The sequence below is a fragment of the Photorhabdus sp. RW14-46 genome (assembly GCF_963887965.1).
GTDB classification, from domain to species: domain Bacteria; phylum Pseudomonadota; class Gammaproteobacteria; order Enterobacterales; family Enterobacteriaceae; genus Photorhabdus; species Photorhabdus laumondii.
Genome location: NZ_CAWPHH010000043.1, coordinates 1 through 18,562 on the forward strand (window position 1 = coordinate 1; position 18,562 = coordinate 18,562).

The following is an 18,562-nucleotide window of genomic DNA, read 5'->3' on the forward strand; positions in this document are numbered from 1 at the left end:
GCCGTTTCAGGCTGCGTTAAAAAATATTTAAATAATCCGTCATGGTGAGGCCGTTTTTCTTTCTTTGCCACAATCTGTTTCTCTGTCTTATTAGTTAGTCATTACCATTTATAGTATTTCTACCAAGCTACAAAAAACATCTTCCCATATTTTCTCAGGAAAATCTTTACCGAATGCATTAATAGAAGAGCCTAAAGAATCAAATATCAGAAAAGGAAAAACGAGAAAATATTATATTTACAACAACCATTCAATGAAAGCCATTTATTTAAATGAGTTTTTAACTTGTATTCGAATAATAATAATCCCGTTATCAAAATATCGATTATTTATATTTCTGTTAATCTTGGATGTTCAGATCGCAAAAATTTGACTGAATCCCTTCCAGATGATCACTTATTTTTAATAAATCATTTAGGGCAGCCAATAATTAATATAAAAATTAATTTTATTTCGTAAATAAATAATTTAAAATTAAATTAGTCTATACCTTATGGATTTCAAGATGGAAAAATAACAACACCGCAATGACCTTGCGGTGCCGTATTATCAACCTGTCAGTTATTCATCGATTTTCGGTAATGGCCCCAGTTTCACACCTTCTGGGTAATATTTCCAGCCATCACGAATACGGATATTTTCATCCCAAGGCAGTTTATATTCACCGTTTGCCAAATCGCGCACCCAAGTCAGATAATTAGCTCTCTCTCCGCCCGGCTTACCGACATAACCTCGGCAACCGAGATTAAAAATACTGTTCTCTAGCGCCCAATTCTCACGAGCCTTATCCGCCAGACGCGGGAACAGTTCGGCGGTAACAATTTCCCACGGATTACGCTGCCCTTGCTGGATAATATTACCGTCGTAATTACAAATTGTACCTTCACCGAAATAATAAAAAACCTCATCATAGCCTGCCAGATTAACCGATACGGTATACATTAAGTTCTGCCAGGCATTAGTACGATTCGTCCAAATCCATTGATCGTTAACTTGGGTAGAATAACCAGAAATGCGAATAAAAACGTTACAACCTTTATAGGCGGCTTCGCGTGCCAATTCAGGAAACATACCATCATGACAAATACACACCGCCAATTTTGCACCTTTTGGCCCCTCACAGACCGGCATACCCAGATTGCCCGGCATCCAGGGTTCAATCGGCACCCAAGGCTGCAATTTACGGTAATGCAATACAATTTCACCATTGCTGTTAATAATAATCGCGGTGTTATAAGGTATCTGTGACGGATCTTCATTACGTTCCATTATTGAAAACACACCCCAAACATCATTACGAATACAAGCTCGACGAAAACAGTCAATTTCTGGACTGTCCAACGATAATAACATTTCATCATAGGTCCAGATCTTGGTATTTAATCCCTGAGCAGAATATTCAGGAAATACAATAAAATCCAAGTCAGGATAACCGGCTTTAGTTGAATCCATTGTTTTACAAATCTGCTGCACTTGAACCTGAATATCTTCAGGTCCCCTAATAATAGGAACAGGATATTGAATAGCCGCAATTAATAACGCTTCATCCCACGCACTGACACTTCCGGTACTGCCCATAAAGACCTCTGAATGAATAGTAATTATTAAGATTGAATAGCAGGTTTTATCGTTATATGGACAAATAGACTACAACCTCATCTTTGTCCGTTGTTAAGCGATTTCACTATGCATAATAGCGTCTCTTTGGTTCACAAAAATGCGATCTGTAACATTAAATAAAAAAATTAATAACTTTGTAGTAAAGAATACTGTTATTAACATTATGGTTAATTTGCTCTAAATAACTTTGCAAATAGTCGAGCACTTTGAAGGAACTCAATTCGGTTTGAGCAATATGAGGAGTTATAAAAAATCCCAAACGATCTGTTTGGCCTTTGCAGCATGTTGACCATCAGCAATCAGTTGATAGAGGACTTAGATTTACTGTATTTGAGTGTAAAAGCTAATAATGTAAGTTCGTAAAAGCTAGTAATTCAATATCGTAATAGCTAATATTGTATTCCCGTATTAGCTAATACTTGAACATCTGCTGGAAGAAAGACATGGCAAAAACTGGAAACGAAAGGTTGGCAGAAGCGCTGAGAGCTGCAAGCGATGCGGCCGTGGGCAACGTGCTGAGTTCTAAGTCAATCACTGATAAACAACGCACACTTCTGATCAATAAAGGCTATTTCAAGCAAATCATCAGGGGATGGTATCTCCTGGATGCAGATCTCACCACTGAAAAAGCGGGTGATTCAGTACTTTGGTATGAATCCATCTGGTCTTTCGTTGGGCAGTACGTCGAAAGTATCTTCGGAGATGATTACTGGCTAAGTCCTGAATCCTCTCTTGATTTACATACAGCAAACAATGCCTTACCAAACCAGATAATCGTCTACACCTCAGACACGACGCCTCGCACACTTAATCTACCTAACAACATGAGTATGGTGATCATCAAGGGAAGGGTTCCCTGTAAGACTGTCAAAGTAAACGGTATAAATGTTCATTCGTTAGAAAGCGCACTCGTTGAAACTGGCCCACAAACTTTCAGAGCCAACCCTATAAGCATTCAGCTAGCACTCAGGAATGCTGATCTGAGTCTGCTTTCAGAAGCAGTACTGACAACCAAGAATGTTGCTTCAGGGAACAGATTAATTGGCGCCTACCAGCAGCTAAAGATGAGGGCCGAAAGCCGGAAACTACAAACCATCATGGAAGGAGCCGGTTTTGAAGGTATTAAGCAGGTTAACCCATTTGGCCATATTCCGATGATAGTAGGCGGTAGTCGGGGAGAATCCCCAAGCGCAGTTCGTGTGAGGCTCTTGTGGCAGGAGATGAGACAAGAAGTCGTCGAGGTATTTGATGACTTTCCACCACCTTTTGACTTCTTTGAGCGCTCAATCGAAAAAACACACGCCATGATGAGCAGCTTCTACATAAGCGATGCCTACAACTCACTATCCATCGAGGGTTACAAGGTTACGCCAGAATTAATCGAGCGTCTGTCTAAAGGTGACTGGTCGCCGAATACCATCCAAAGGGACAAGGAGCAGAAGGATGCAATGGCTGCCAGAGGCTATTACGATGCCTTCAACAAGGTGAAAGAGCTACTGCGTGAAGCACATGAAGATAAGGAAGGCTTGGACATCCACTACCTGATTGACGTTGGCTTGACTGACTGGTTCACTGCGTTGTTCAATCCCTGTGTAGATGCCGGAATTATCGACAGACTGGATTTGGCGGGATTTCGCAAAGGACCAATCTATATCCGCACTTCAATGCATGTACCGCCCTCCAGCGAGCAATTGATGGACTGTATGGAAGCACTGAAAGAGTTGATCGCTACTGAGAAACACTTTGTGGTAAAGGCTATCTTGGGACATCTTTTTCTGGATTATATTCATCCGTTCCCCGATGGTAATGGCCGCACTGCCAGATTCTTAATGAATTTCTTGCTGGTAATCGGAGGATACCCCTGGACGGTGATTAAACTCAAAAATAGAACTCAGTATCTATCAGCGTTAGAATCAGCCTCGGTAGGAAAGAATGTGAAGCCATTTGCAGAGTTCGTGCAGCAATCTATGCAGGAGGTAGAACACAATATGAAGTGAATATTGACCTGAATCCTAAAATCGGGGCTAACAGGCCCCTTAGAGGCCAGCAAAAATAAATTCCTACTCCGGGCCAGAAAGTTAAGAAAGAGGCGCGCTATGATATATCAAAGTAAAATTTTTATGAGCAACCAAACTCAGAATGTGAGGTTACCCGCAGATCTCCATTTCCCTGATAATGTTAAAGAAGTTATTGCCAGGTCAAAAAGCAAGGAACAGATTATTGCTCCTGCACAGAACACATGGGATAGTTTTTTTCTGTCTGATCAATCTGTGACTGACGATTTTTTACCTGAACGTCCTGATCAAGTAACAAATAAAAGAGAATCTTTCGATGATTAAGTATCTGCTCGATACTAATATCGTGATTTTCGCGATAAAAAAACGCCCTGAATCTATTCTGCCTAAATTCAATAAGAATACAGATCACATGGCTATTTCTAAGATCACATTAGCAGAATTGATTTTTGGGCTGAAGAAAGTGGAAATCCTGAGAGAAATTTGGCAGCTATAGAAGATTTTGTTTCTCGATTAACGATTCTTCCTTATGACGAACAAGCCGCATTTCACTATGGAAATATTCGTGCATCGCTAGAAAAAATCGGAAAACGGATCGGAGATAACGATCTGCATATTGCAAGACATGCAAGAAGCAAGGGGTTGATAGTTGTTACCAATAACACGAAGGAATTCAATAGAGTTGATGGATTGAGAGTGGAAAATTGGACACTAGACTGACAGCACTAAGCAAAATCTGCCCCTGTGTTAGCCGGGGCAAGATTTTATGAGAGTTTGTTATTACTTAATTTTTAACGATTAACTTTTGCAACAGTAATTAAATAACATTTTAAACTTACATTGTTTTTAACATATACCCTATGGATTTCAAGATGCATCGCGACGGCAAGGGAGTGAATCCCCGGGAGCATAGATAACTATGTGACCGGGGTGAGCAAGTGCAGCCTTGAATTTAATATTTAAAACGAAATTCAGTTAATACAATATTTTTTGTAGAAATTTCTAATTTCTAAAGTTACATGCGGAGATATATCAAACCCAGAAAGAATCCGATCAAAAACAGAATCACCACATGGTTCATGGATTTTAATATCACCAGCAGCCATATGCTGTTCAACGGTTACTGAGCCAAAAATATCAGCGCGACCATAGAAAACAAAACTCGGATGTCTAATAAAAGGATGATCGCCACAATTCAATATACACGTTCGATCATACGGTATGTCCAGTTTTAAAGAGCTAATATTTACAGCCAAAAAACATGTCTTCGTTTTTTTAGGGTAAAAAACTGGATCACAGCAGATAATATATAAGTGATCTGTATATCCAGATGGGATAAGTAAACTTCCTTTCCTTAAAATCCCACCCGGCATCACCGCAATCCTTGAAGAAAACAGTCCAGTTGTTGCCTTTCTATTAACTCTTGCGCCAATTTCTCAGCAACTTCTGGTGATTTACCGACAGCAATAAAAACAGAACTTGGTGAAATAGGATAAGAACTGCCGCCTGGATCTTGCCACTCAGTACAATGTTTATGGGTATACTCCACAATATCAAAGCGGCTCATATGACCGAATTGTTCCCAAATGGCATCCAGAACTTCTAATTCAGCATCAGAAAGAGATTCAAAATCATCCCTTGTTATACCTTTCCGTTTGAGTGAAATTTCATAATTCTTTTCACTTTTAATCCATGCCCCCCACCCAAATTCATCACTGGCGTAATCTCCAGTAATTAAATTTAAGGTTTGCGATAAAACTGGCCCTCTCGGCATAGATACCATTCGATCGCCAGTGATAGGATAGCCATAGTCATTCATAGATACCCTATCTGCCAGATAAAGCAACTTCATAAGCTTCAGATATGCCATGCGCCCGCCGCGCTTATACAGCAAGTAGGCAGCCATTTGGGCTACTTTTTCTTCGCAAAACATAGAAACCTCCAAGACTTTTTCGAAATACCAAACTGGCAATCTACACATATAGTGTACCTCTAAATGCGCAACCCTGACAAGGTTAACTCTAATAAAGTCAATGAGTTAGAAACTATATGCCTGATATATAAAGAATTAAAGATTCTTTATCTTTAGGCTAAAAAATGTATAGCAACCAACACAACCCAAAATGTTGCTGTATGATCATTGTTGATCTTCGGTATATATCCTGGCTGAAATAATTGCCCCACCAATCTCACGGGTTCCGTATAATATAGGAACGGGAGAAACACCGAATGAATTATTTAAGGGAATACAAATGTGTTTACTTCCAGGTTAACAATGTTGCACTTATTATGTGAATCTACCGAGAATTAGTAAAAGCATTAACAAATAAAACTCAGAAATAATTCCTGAATAAAAATCCCCAAAATGGCCCACTTTTCTGTGAGCCACCTTATTAAAACTTTTTTACTGATTTATAAAGAGCTGATTAAGCAAATTTCCCCTTACCAATCGTCACATCAGTCCACGCCGTTGCGATAGCCGTTTTCGCCTGACTGTCCAGACCCGCAATAAAACCATTATCACCCACTGCCGGAGCAAAACCGCTCATTGCCTGGATCAAAGAATCCACGGCATTGTCTGACAATGCCGTAAATTCGCGTTCCCCTGACGCGTTCTTATCACGCATCCGAGTCACCAATTTGGCACGATTGCCATTAAAGTAATCATTAAAGATGACAGAACCCTCCGATTCAAATCTCCCTTGAGCCGTGTTGTCCTGAGTATGGCGCTTCACTGACAGCACCAGATCATACCCACTACGCTGCAACCACAAATTTTGCCAGTCAACACCGTTAAACAAGATCATATCTTCTGCGTTAATATCGCTCACTCGGTTATCAATCACTTCTTCGCTGACCACAAAGCTATCCACACCTGCACCGCCCCGGAAATGGTTCTGATACCCACCTAATACCAGCAAATCCTGACCTTCACCGCCATCAAGCTGGCTGAACTTCGAAATCGCCGCGGCTATCAGATGATCATCACCTTCTCCACCATTGATCACCGCATGGTAGCCCATCAGCTTAATCGCATCATTGCCGCAATAACCATCAAGCCGGTTGTCATTGCCAAATACTCTGGCAAAGTCGTCGCCTCCACCCAATTCGGCTTGATTATTATTACCAATGATCACCGCATAATCCTGACCTTCCCCAGTATCCATCCGGTTATAGTTGCCAGCGGTGACAACGTAATCTTGTCCGTTACCAGCATCAATAAAACCGCCTTCACCAAAGACAAATGTCTGGTCATTGCCTTCCCCCATAAACACGTGGTTAATCCGCCCAGCCACCACTGCGGTATCATCCCCCTTACCGCCAAACATCCAGTTTTCACGCCCCATCAGGATGCCCAAGTCATTGCCTTCACCACCTGAAAAAATATTGGAAGTCCCTAGCGAGTAATAAACATCATCACCGCGGCCACCCCAGAAGTTATTGTTATCGCCCAGATAGGTACCAAGATCTTTACCGTCGCCTCCCCAGTTGAAGTTATAGTTCCCCAACGATACGTGGATATCGCCATCCCCTTGCAGATGGCCGCTGTTACGCAGGAAATCAAACGTTTTTTCCTCCATATTAAGCAGATCGGTCGTCAGATTTTCTTTCAGGTTAGCCACTAACGATTTCATCTCCCGCTGCTTCTCTTCGCTGAACATCGTTGCAAACAGATTAGGTAAGTTCAGCGAATTAAAACCAAATGCAGGCTTGGGTTTATTATTGGTCTGAACATTTTCTCCATTGATATTCACCGAAGATCCTGGTTCCTGACGCTCATCGGGCGCTTTCTGTTTCAGGCCATGACTCTCCGCAAATGACCTGACGCCCTCCTCGCCCATATCAATACCCGCCTTCAGGCTATCAAGTAACATTTCTGGATTGGTGAACGCTTGCAGTTGATCACCGCTAAACTCCCCAATCACTTCCAACATCTCTTGTAGAATCGCCTCACTATCAACCGATTCGCCTGTGCGAGAAATAATTTTCCCCTCTGCGGTGTAGTTCACGCCAAAAATATCCGCTAAGGTGGTATCTGCATTTACACTCGCTAAGCGGCCAATCAGTTTATTCTTAAGCTGACGCGGCAAATCCTGTGGATTATAAGTAAAGGTGGTCTTCGCCATGCCAGTTGCTGAATATTGTTGTGTCATCAGGCCAAACAGCGAACCCAGATTGGTATCCAGAATCGACTGGATATGGTCACCGAACATCAGGTTCCAGTTACCGGTTGTCACCTGAATATCCGCGCCACGCCCGCCTACAGCAAAGTTGAAGGCCAGCTTCTGATTAGCCTGACGAAACTTATCCATGCGACTTATTTTGCCCATATCAGCGCCGTTGCCATGTTCCCCTAGCCACTGATTAAACTTCTTGTTCAAGGTTAATTCAGCATCATATTTCAAACCACGGCTGCTACGTTCAGGTTGCGAATCCAGCTCAACCAACGTGTTGTAATCCACATTGCTGGTTTGGTCTAAGCCAGAGAGATCCTGTACGAACTTCTTCGCACCGGCAATGGTCCATTGCTGATCTTGTGCCGCTAACCAATCCTGATCCTCACTGGCACCCGCGACACCTTGCAATACATCGGCAATACGCGCCACACCATCAAACGGATTAATCAATGGCGGCGTTGGAATGGATTTATCCATCATCACAATCAGGTCATTACTGCGACCTTGGTTGAAGCTGACATTACGATTACCGATAAACATTTGCGCCCCTTCAAGCGCTTGATAGCCTGCAATATCGAAGCTCTGTTTACTGTCACCATTACCGATGTGCACCATCACATTGTTATCACCGAAGGCCAGTGATTTAAAACCACCGCTACCCACTTTGATACCAACGTTCGAGGTTCCCCAATTGAGTGCGGTAAACTCCCCATCTCCCACATTCACCTGGATATTGCCGGAGTAACTGAGTTGATTATTCGTTTTCTCATTGGAATCAATCTGAATCGTATTTTCACGTTTGTTTGGTTTAACAAATAGTTCAACGTTACCCGAGATCGCTCCTTTAATAACGGTATCAGCTTCGGTATACCCTACCTTGGAGAAGTTAATATCACTTTCAGCAATACCACGGCGAACTAGTTCGGTATGTGTGATCAGCTCATTTTGGTCATGCCAACTTAATACGATTTTGTTATCAGGCAGATTGTTAACCCATTGGTTATTTTGATCACGGGTAAATTTGCGTCCACTGACATCAACAGCCACTTCACTACTGCGAGCGGAAACATCACTGCGAATACCTTGCTTATCTAACACAGTGATAAAACGACGAGCAAAGCCATCCCGTTTGTCATCACTTATCAAAGAACAACCCACAATACTGATGTGATCAGGTTTGTGAGTTATGCTTTTACCCCGATTAATGTCCTGATAAAACCGCGTTAATCTGGTCGCCAATTCATCAGCGGTGTAACCACTCAGGCGAATGTTATTTTGTTCCGACGTATCACGGCCATGACCGACAACCTGCCAACGTAACTTACCGGATAATCGGGTAAGATCGCCATAAACCACACGATATTTGCCCTTAGAATCAAGTTGAACCACTACGCTAGAATCTGAGTGTTTACCCGCCAGATTGGCCGCGGCTTTAGCAACGATCGGATCATCTTCCATTTGGATAATGATCTGACCATCAAAGCGAGTTTCACGGCCATCAGCTTGTGGCGTCACCGGCTCCATTTGCCAATCACCGAGTAGTCTGCTTATTTTTTTATCCTGATGAGTATCGTCGATGATAGTAGGCTCTGGCCGCTTATTCTTACCCGATAACCGGTCTAACGCTTCCACCGCTGGGCGACTTTGTGGCTTCACCTTGGCATGTTTCTGATAGAACTCCCCAGTTTCCTGGAAAGCGTTATCCAGCGCCTGGCTTACCCACACTTTGCCTTCTTCACCAGCAATATCCACCAGCTCCCTATAATTGGCAGTGTAGCTATTGAGTAACTGCTTACGTTGTTCATCATCGGTTACCTGTAGTGCCCGATAAACCGCCAGACTTTCGTTGACAGAATGACCACCATCAAATACCAGAAACACCAGCGTGTTGAGATAGCTCTGTCTAACCGAGAAAGTAGGCTGTTCACTGGCAATCTGTTCACTAGCAATATAGTTATTGAGGTGAACCATGATATTGGTCGAGCCGGAGGCTCCTGTCACCACAGAGTGGCCTTGCGCTAACGCATTATGCTCAAATCTCGTTTCCCATCCGGGGACCAAAATTCGGCCCGCAGCAACCTTTCTGCCATACAAAAAGTCATCATGCTTGTTATTAGCAGGCTGGTAGGGCAACGCTGTACCATAATCGTTAGTCTGCTTTTCAGTTATTTCAACGTTATATGTGACATCAGCCCCGCTAGTCAGTTGACTGCTGGTCGAACGGGCTTTGGTGATAACCTCCTCATAGAAGCGATCCCCTGCAACCTTCCACTGTGCACGCCCCATCCCCATTCCTGAGGTAATGGCCATTTTTACGGCCAGAAATGGTATCTTAATCACAGCAAAACCATCATCAACCTGAGTCATCATGATTTTGAAATTGGCAAAAGTCGGTTCGTCCAGGAACGTCGTCAATTCAGGCACCCGACTAAACCAGGGACGAAAATCTCTGTTAATGGCGCTGGCAAAACCGGCCATCTTTTTAGCAATAATCTTTTCACGCTCAGCGACATCGGGATAAAAACCCCCTATCCACTGTTCAAATCTCTCTACCAGAAATTGTCCTGTCTGCCGGGCTGTGGTCATAGCATCCTGTGGCGCTGTTTTCACCAACTCATCGGCCAATTCAGAATCAAAATGGCGGCCAAACAGGTTGTCAATATATTGTCCCGTGGTCTTTTCTTTACGGGCATCAGCCAATAACTGCTGAGCTAACGTGTGTAATTCAGGATGTGTCTGCAATTGGCTAACCGCATCCTCAAATAGCTTAATGGTTTCCTGTCGTGTGACTTGTCCGCTAAACCAAAGGTTTTTGGCTCGTTCAATTAGCGGCATCCCTTCGGGAATCGCTTCTTGTTGCAATCGGCTAACGAAAACAATGAGACTTTCACTTTCAGTTTTAGGCGCTTCCCGCTCCGCCGCAGAGTTAATCTGGGTCAATGGCTTGATTTGTAAATCAGTAAGACGATGAATGTCGCTTTGTGCGATATCGCCTTTCAGACCCACCACACGCCCGAACCCGTCAAAGGATACCTGTTGGTCAAACTGTGCAACATGGTCAGGCGCTAAGCTAACCCCTAAAATCCCGGCTGATTCAGCTCTTTTTGCCTGAAGGTAGGCAACCAGTTCCCCCATCTCAAAACGCAGGCTTTTGACTAATCGACCACGCTTGGCAAATTCATTGGGATCATGCTGTTGCCAATGAGCAAGCGCTTGCTCAAGTTGCAACACATGCTGTTCATCAGGTTGTTCGGCCGCATTGTTGAACGCCTCACGTACTGCCACCAGCGCCTTACTGGGCCGATCGGTATTTATCTGACCAAGATATCTCTTCGTTGAAGCAATAAACCGTTTGTCACCCTGACTCAGCAAAAAAGGCTCAAACTCTCTCAAGATGGAAGAATGGGATTTAAAGCTATCTCCACCGATAACTTGCCCTAACCCTTGCAAATTGATACCCGACATTACAGGGGCTGTTGTGATTAACTTTCTGGGTTGATTCGAGATAGGTTCCACAACCCTATCGGATGGCGTTCCGGTAAGCAGCGAAATGATCGAAGCACCGACATTCTCAGGGCGACTACTCCTGTTGATCTGTAGCCGATTAATCGCCCGTTGCGCACTATTCAATCCCGCCAAATCTGCGGCTGTTAATGTGAGATCTTCACTGTTCCAGCCATTAGCTTCCATTTTGGCTTCAGGATTGATATGACTTTTCGGTTTCGCTACGTCGATTGGTGTATAAGCCTTCCCAAACAAGCCACTGCCGGTCGCCCCGCTACGCTCGGGTTTTACATCACCAGTCTGTTTCGCACCTTTCGCATCAGCCTGTACCTGAGCGGCTTTATTTTTCGCTACCGAGCTATCATGTTCACCGCGTTGTTTCGCTTCTTCATACACGGCATAGGCGTCACTTTCCGCTTTTGTTGCCCGCAGACGTTGTAAATCTGCTTCTTTCTGTCTTGATTTCGCTTTTGTCTGCGCATCCTCAATATTGTCGTCTGCGTTCTTTATATTGTGATAACTTTGCTCTAAACCTGTTTCTGATTTACCAACTGCATTTTTTACTTGTTGTTGGTTATCAATAAAGCGCAGCGATAAATCAGCTAATTTTTTCTGTGAGATCAATTTGGTGTCATCTAATTTCTCCTGAATACGGTCCAAATATCCCACAGCAAACCGATTACGCCACTCATCACCCAATTCCCCAGCGTAATTCCCATCGTCATTAAGCGCATTCAGACGTTGAGTCATGAAAAGCAACTCTTTCGTTACTGCCCTAGACTCTCCACTTATTGCATCACGCTGTACTTGCCCATTGGTATTCAGCACATTTTGATCTGTTGATTCCAATTGGAATTGTGATTTTGAAATTTTTTTAAGTTGGTTATCCCTTTCTTGTTCCAGAATGCGATAATTTTCCTCCGCCTTCTCTTTATCATTTAACGCATTTTGCTCAGCGCTGTCCTGTTTTGCCTGTTTAATAACAGCGTCAGCTTGTGATGATGATTCACTCTGCGTCGAATCAACCTTGTCTCCAATATGCAAGGCGTTCTGGATAGCCTCAGTATCAGGAATCTCCACCTGAGTTACTGTGCCGCTTAATTTATCACGCAGATCCGAACCAACATCATCGATGGCATTCATCTGGAAACCATCAATGGCAGAAACTTCAGTTAAATTAATCGCCCCTCGGCTTCTATATGTACCAGAACTATTCGCCTCATTACCGTGAATCAGGTAGTTAATTGCCTGACTACCTTCCACACTTAACACAGTTCGTTTAATACTTTTAAACAGAAAAGGAAGGTTATTACTTTGCGTATTGCTTTCAGCAATAGAAAGCGTGTAGAAATCGCCGTTACCCACCTTAATCGCTAGATTATTACGGGCATAAGAGGCATTAATCCCCAGACCATCACCAATATGAATATTGGCATTGCCTTTACCTTTCATGATCGCAACATTGAGACCCTGCCCAACTTTAGTATTAACGTTATATTCACCCCACGCTGCGTTAATAGAAATACCATCACCCACGTTGGTATTGATATTAAAATCGCCATGCGTCGCGGTGACACTTAAACCATTCCCCACCTTGGTCGTGATATTGGCTTCACCTTTTGCCGCAGTAACCTGCATACCGTCACCCACTTTAGTGACAATATTTCCTCTGCTCCACAAGGCATTAAAGCTGTCACCGTTACCGACCTGAGTCACAATATTAGCATCAGCTTTGGCAAGCACGACATTGCGCCCATCACCGACCTTGGTAATCACATTAGCTTTGCCCCAAGCACCGGTATAATCATCACCTTGCCCCACATGGGTGATGATATTGGCATCACCCTGAACAACCGTGATTTCCTGATTATTACCCACTTTGGTAATAATGTTTGCTTTACCTTTGGCGAAGTTATAACGGTCACCATCACCAACCTGCGTCAGAATATTCGCGTCCCCCCAAACCGCATTAACGCAGGTACCGTTCCCCACTTTGGTAATGATATTGGCTTTACCTTTAGCAAAGCCCACTGTTGTGCCATCACCAACATGGGTCATGATGTTACCCACATCGGAAATAAGTAAGCCGACTGTGGTCCCGTCGCCCACTTTCGTTAGGATATTACCCTTACCGAATAGCACGGCAGCAGTGGTTGATGATCCCTTATGGGTGATGACGTTAGCCTCCGCCGCCGCAACCACTCCCATAAAATCATCCCCCACTTTGGTGACAATATTCGCCTCTCCTAACGCTAAAACGCCGGTTAAACCATTGCCGGAATGCGTCATGATATTGGCCTGACCAAACATTGCCGCCAATGTTGTGCCATCACCTACCCTAGTCATTACATTCAGCTCACCAGCAAACAAGCCAATACTGGTACCATTACCTACATGCGAATAGATATTGGCCTCACCCACCATCAAACCGAGCGCCAAATCATTGCCCACTTTCGTCAGGATATTGCCCTGCCCGATCATCGCAGCAAAGGTTGAGCCATTACCAATATGGGTCATCACATTGGCCTCACCGATCATGGCTGCCAGCATCATGCCGTTGCCCACTTTGGTGGCGATATTGCCTTTAGCCAACATCAAGGCAACACTCATTTCATCACCAATGTGAGTAAACACATTACCAGCGGCTATCATCAATGCCAGTGCTTTACCATTCCCCACTTTGGTAAAAACATTCCCCAAACCTCCCATCAATCCCCATGCATCACCGTTACCAACATGGGTAAAGATATTGCCTGCACCAATCATGGCCGCAATCGTAGTTCCACTACCCACTTTGGTAAAAACATTGCCTGCGGCTCCCATAACTCCCAGCGTCTGGCCGCTACCGACATGAGTCAACACATTGCCCAGGCCGAGCATGATACCCGTGGCGTCACCGTTTCCGACTTTAGTCAAGATATTAGCGCCACCTAACATCATCCCCGTCGTACTCCCATTGCCAATGTGAGTCAACACGTTGGCACCACCACCCATCAGCGCAATAGCTTTACCTCTGCCCTTTTTCGTCAGAATATTGGCCCCCCCTAACGCAACCGCCGTGGTACCTGATATTTCACCATCATTGAGATGCGTGATAATATTCGCACCACCAAGCATACCGGCAACCAAATCACCGGCACCAAGCTTAGTCAGCACATTGGCACCCCCCGCCAGTACCGAGGAGACCTTCCCCTTACCTGTTTGGGTCATCACATTAAAACCGCCTGCACCTAACCAATTGGCGTTGCCATTACCTATTTGGCTATGAGTGTTGTAACCCCCAAACATGCTAACTCGGCTATCGCCATTGCCCTGGTGGATCGAGATATTACCTATCGCCAAAAGATGAGCCAGATATCGCCCATCACCGATCCGAACCAATACATTCGCTGCACCGCCGGCGTAAACATCCATTTCTCCACGTTGGCCTTGGTGAACCAGTACGTTTGCCAGACCTGCACCACGGAACGTCAAATCGCCCTGTTCCCCCTTTTTCACGATGACATTAGCAGCACCCGCGCCTTCAAAATTGATATTGCCACGAGTTACACTGGAGGTAATGACATTGCCACCGCCCATGCCCTTGAAATTAATGTCACCGGAGCTGTCACCCATATCCGCGGATGATTTCACCAACTCCTGATGACTATATTCTTCTGTCTGTGCTAAATGTTCAGAAACACGGCGCACTGTATTCACTTGGTATTGCAGATTGGTTAACGAATATCCTCCTATATCCATTGAGCGATAACCATTTTGGGGGGAAACCTTTTCAGCAGCCAGATTGCTTGTATGATCACCCGCTTTGTACCACGCACTGGCGTAATATTGCAGCGCACCGGTTTTAGCATCATTTCTCAACTCAACCATCACTACTTTGGTATATGACTCAACATACTTGGCATAGATATACGTGTTCGCTTGACGGTTAGATTTCACCGCTGAAACATCTAATATCAAACCACCAGAATGGATTGCATTCCCATGCATTTTGGCATTAGTCAGCATGACATTTTCTGCTCTGGCATTGGTTCCACCGGCATAAGTCACCCACTGGTTTTCCTGCAAATCTTCTTCAACAGTATGCTGAATAATAACGGGGTGATGATGTTCAAAGATTAGATTAAAGAGACGGTAACCCCCATTGGAACGTATATCGAAAAATCCATTACTTGAAGAGATATTCTCCGTAGCAAGATTATTAAGGTGATTGCCCTCTTTGTACCAAGAAGTGGCGTAATAACTGAGCTTACCGGTTTCAGGATCATTTCGGAGTTGGACTTTACTAATCTTAGTGTACATTTCGTCGGCAAATGCAAAGAGATAAGTGTCAGGCTCGGCCGTTGATTTAATACCGGTTACTTGTTGGGATTGCTGAATCCAACTCCCTCCCATCATCGCTGTTGTTAATACAATCTCTTCAGCTTTAGCATATTCCAGTGCTTCATTACGAGAATCACTATCTTCGCCGATTCTTGATATTTCATTGTAAGCACCGGCCCCTTCGAAGGTAATATCACCATGAGCAATATCAGAATAAATTCGGTTATAACCACCAGTGCCTTCAAATTCGATATTACCGTGGGTCTGTTCATATTGATCTTGATTTTGACGCAAGCGTTCAATACGGTTCGATGCCCCTGCACCATGCAAAATAATATTGCCTTCTTTACCTTTACGTATAAGGTGGTTATCAGCCCCGACACCTGTGAAATTAATATTGCCACTTTCAACCCGCGAACTGATAATATTCGCTGCTCCCCCACCGTCAAATTTCACATCACCGTGGCTTTTCTCATAGTGATCATACCAGGTACGGTCAATTTTATTACCGGCCCCAGCGCCGGCAAAATTTAAATTACCTTGATTCGTTTCATGCCATAATTCGTTATAACCACCAACACCGTTAAAAGTCACATTACCGGATTGTCCTTGGCGATTCAGGCCATTATAAGCCGCTGCTCCTGAAAAATTGAGATCACCGTGGTCACCCCGGTGATCCATAGAAACGCCCCCCGCCGTACCGGTAAATGAAATATTACCATTACCACATTTATCAATTCCTGAATAACCTGCGGCACCATGTACGGCCAGATTACCTTCCTTATCCACTATTTTTAAATATCCGGCACCACCATTGACAACCTTATTACCCGAATCAGCATAGACCGTTGCTCCAATTGACCCGAGGGTTATACGATCATCTCCTCCTTTGGCATAAATAATCCCTCCGACACCAATGGCAACAATATTATTGCCATCATCATCATCGTAGTATCTTCCAGTAAAGAAATATTCTGCACTGCGGTTTGATGATTTCCCCATAAACAATCCCTTAATTTAAGCTGAGGTTAAATATACCCGTTATCTTTCAAGTTGCCTCTTTGTTGGCTGCACTCACTCACCCCGGTCACATCGTTATCTATGCTCCCAGGGATTAGCTCCCTTGCCGCCGCGATCCATCTTGAAATCCATAGGGTATAGAAAACCACTGCATCTGACAGATACAGCAGCGGTTTTGAGAATCTAGTTTTCCGTGGGCAAAGCAACTCCACCGTTATTCCCACGGTAAAAAAATATAATGACAGCTATCAATCAGGCATTATTTATATAATCCAGTCTAATTAGTCAGATTATTCTATACCCGTCATCTTTCAAGTTGCTTCTTTGTTGGCTGCACTCACTCACCCCGGTCACATAGTTATCTATGCTCCCGGGGATTCGTTCCCTTGCCGCCGCGATGCATCTTGAAATCCATAGGGTATAACTCTATTAAGCTATTATTCCACTAATTGTTTTCTTTCCAACCAACGAAATAATGATAAAAAACGCCTTTGTTATAACTGATATCAGAAGTGATTCGTTATAATTTTTTAAACATATTTCTTCCTCAACAAGAAATTTACTCACAAAAATTGTGAAATATATAGTAAAGCAAAAACCCTAAGCTCAGAGATATAATGAGTTTATATATCTGCAAATACGACTAAATGAATATATCCGTTATCCTTCAAGTTGCCTCTTTGTTGGCTGCGCTCGCTCACCCCGGTCACATAGTTTGGGGATTCACTCCCTTGCCGTCGCGATGCATCTTGAAATCCATAGGGTATAAGCAGAATAAAATAATATAGAGCAAAAACTCAAAATCAACATTAATACATAAAAAAGTCTGTTTACCCCCCATATATTGCCCTATATCCCTACATTAATGTTAACAATGCAAATAAAATAGTCAAAAAACAAGATTAAAATTCAATTTAAATAATTGTTTTTATTTTAATTATTGAAAATTTTTCATAACTGAAATTAATAACGTTAAGTTATTAATGTTGTTGCATCAGAAATGCAGGAAAATTTAACTTATTTATTTGCAATAAAATATCTATAGTGAAAAATAACCCTTTAACCCCATCACTCTTATCTGAATAAATACGACCAATAAGTACAACATTACCAACTATAATGTTATGAACTTTTATACCCCATAGATGGGTAATTCACTTTTCGAAATAATTGCCAATCTATTCTGATGGTGTTCAGGATCTCCCCATAACCAAGATTCTTGGCGACTAACATCATTCTGGGTCAAAATCTTACGCAACTCACAGGTAATCATATCATAAGCATAAACATGCATATTATATGCTAGTGCGTCGTACATTCTATCCTGCCAAAAAGCGATACCATCCGTCGTTTGATTCATATCCGACACAATCACGTTGTAATGTTCAAGCAAGTAATCAAAGAACACCTTACCAGCCAGATCACGTAGAACAGCACGGTGTTGAGGCGTCCTGATACGCCAAACAAGAATTTGGGTTACTGGGCGACAATTTAATACCACATCTGGCTGTATAACCACTCGATTATAATAGGCAACTTCTTTAGACACATCGTTAACCAATGCCAACTCGAAGTGGGATTGACTGATACGATTACCAAATCGACCATCAACACGAACCATGCGATAACCTGGTGAAAGCAACAACCCTTTTATCTGATCAGTAATATCAACCCCATTCATCAACGCAGTATAGAGGGTATGATTATCTGAGCTTTCATTCAGATGAGCGAAAACCTCATTAACCTTTTCAGGATTTACCAATCTTGCTGGCATATAACCTCCTCCTATTCCCCGCTAATCATCTAAAAAGGACGATACAGTTATCAAATTGATAACTGTATCTTCGATTGATGGTAGCGATATTGAACCCTAAGTTCAACAACAACGGTTGCGTTTCTACT

Annotated in this window: 8 protein-coding genes and 2 pseudogenes; 3 read left to right on the top strand and 7 right to left on the bottom strand. The window is 43.2% G+C overall.

Features of this window, described 5'->3' with window-relative positions:
* Positions 1 to 561: 561 nt before the first annotated feature.
* The gene (locus AACQ38_RS21395) at positions 562 to 1,578 is read right to left on the bottom strand and encodes a formamidase (protein WP_011147417.1); all 1,017 of its coding nucleotides are present in this window, start codon (positions 1,576 to 1,578) and stop codon (positions 562 to 564) included.
* Between the two features lie 485 nt (positions 1,579 to 2,063).
* Between AACQ38_RS21395 and AACQ38_RS21400 the strand changes: the two genes are divergently transcribed.
* The 3 genes and pseudogenes from AACQ38_RS21400 to vapC all read left to right on the top strand — a co-directional run bounded on the left by AACQ38_RS21400 (position 2,064) and on the right by vapC (position 4,355).
* Complete coding sequence (locus AACQ38_RS21400) at positions 2,064 to 3,617, top strand: Fic family protein (RefSeq protein WP_165579037.1); 1,554 nt, start codon at positions 2,064 to 2,066, stop codon at positions 3,615 to 3,617.
* 123 nt (positions 3,618 to 3,740) lie between these two features.
* Entirely contained in the window at positions 3,741 to 3,959 is a 219-nt protein-coding gene (vapB, locus tag AACQ38_RS21405) for a type II toxin-antitoxin system VapB family antitoxin (protein ID WP_394326187.1), read from the top strand.
* A pseudogene (vapC, locus tag AACQ38_RS21410) lies at positions 3,952 to 4,355 on the top strand (type II toxin-antitoxin system tRNA(fMet)-specific endonuclease VapC). The gene vapB and the pseudogene vapC overlap by 8 nt, the downstream one beginning before the upstream one ends.
* A gap of 251 nt (positions 4,356 to 4,606) precedes the next feature.
* On the opposite strand, the gene AACQ38_RS21415 reads toward vapC, so the two are convergent.
* From AACQ38_RS21415 to AACQ38_RS21440, 6 genes and pseudogenes are all read right to left on the bottom strand, one after another.
* Complete coding sequence (locus AACQ38_RS21415; RefSeq protein WP_011147419.1) at positions 4,607 to 5,008, bottom strand: hypothetical protein; 402 nt, start codon at positions 5,006 to 5,008, stop codon at positions 4,607 to 4,609.
* A complete protein-coding gene (locus tag AACQ38_RS21420; protein WP_011147420.1) occupies positions 5,008 to 5,568 on the bottom strand; it encodes a Panacea domain-containing protein in 561 nt (186 codons plus the stop codon). The genes AACQ38_RS21415 and AACQ38_RS21420 overlap by 1 nt, the downstream gene beginning before the upstream one ends.
* A gap of 204 nt (positions 5,569 to 5,772) precedes the next feature.
* Positions 5,773 to 5,856, bottom strand: a pseudogene (locus AACQ38_RS21425) (tail assembly protein); the annotation flags it as partial.
* A 205-nt stretch (positions 5,857 to 6,061) separates the two neighbouring features.
* The gene (gene rtxA / locus AACQ38_RS21430) at positions 6,062 to 16,642 is read right to left on the bottom strand and encodes an MARTX multifunctional-autoprocessing repeats-in-toxin holotoxin RtxA (RefSeq protein WP_165579039.1); all 10,581 of its coding nucleotides are present in this window, start codon (positions 16,640 to 16,642) and stop codon (positions 6,062 to 6,064) included.
* Positions 16,643 to 16,668: 26 nt separating this feature from the next.
* Positions 16,669 to 16,872, bottom strand: a complete 204-nt coding sequence (locus tag AACQ38_RS21435) for a hypothetical protein (protein WP_207631954.1) — start codon at positions 16,870 to 16,872, stop codon at positions 16,669 to 16,671.
* Positions 16,873 to 17,792: 920 nt separating this feature from the next.
* Positions 17,793 to 18,434 carry a hypothetical protein gene (locus AACQ38_RS21440; protein ID WP_165579041.1) on the bottom strand — a complete coding sequence of 214 codons (642 nt, stop codon included), beginning with the start codon at positions 18,432 to 18,434 and terminating at the stop codon, positions 17,793 to 17,795.
* Positions 18,435 to 18,562 lie beyond the last annotated feature (128 nt).

Coding starts and splice junctions, on each gene's coding strand:
- AACQ38_RS21400 (WP_165579037.1), top strand. CDS start 2,064: ATGGCAAAAACTGGAAACGAAAGGTTGGCAGAAGCGCTGAGAGCTGCA.
- vapB (WP_394326187.1), top strand. CDS start 3,741: ATGAGCAACCAAACTCAGAATGTGAGGTTACCCGCAGATCTCCATTTC.
- rtxA (WP_165579039.1), bottom strand. CDS start 16,642: ATGGGGAAATCATCAAACCGCAGTGCAGAATATTTCTTTACTGGAAGA.
- AACQ38_RS21420 (WP_011147420.1), bottom strand. CDS start 5,568: ATGTTTTGCGAAGAAAAAGTAGCCCAAATGGCTGCCTACTTGCTGTAT.
- AACQ38_RS21415 (WP_011147419.1), bottom strand. CDS start 5,008: ATGCCGGGTGGGATTTTAAGGAAAGGAAGTTTACTTATCCCATCTGGA.
- AACQ38_RS21440 (WP_165579041.1), bottom strand. CDS start 18,434: ATGCCAGCAAGATTGGTAAATCCTGAAAAGGTTAATGAGGTTTTCGCT.
- AACQ38_RS21395 (WP_011147417.1), bottom strand. CDS start 1,578: ATGGGCAGTACCGGAAGTGTCAGTGCGTGGGATGAAGCGTTATTAATT.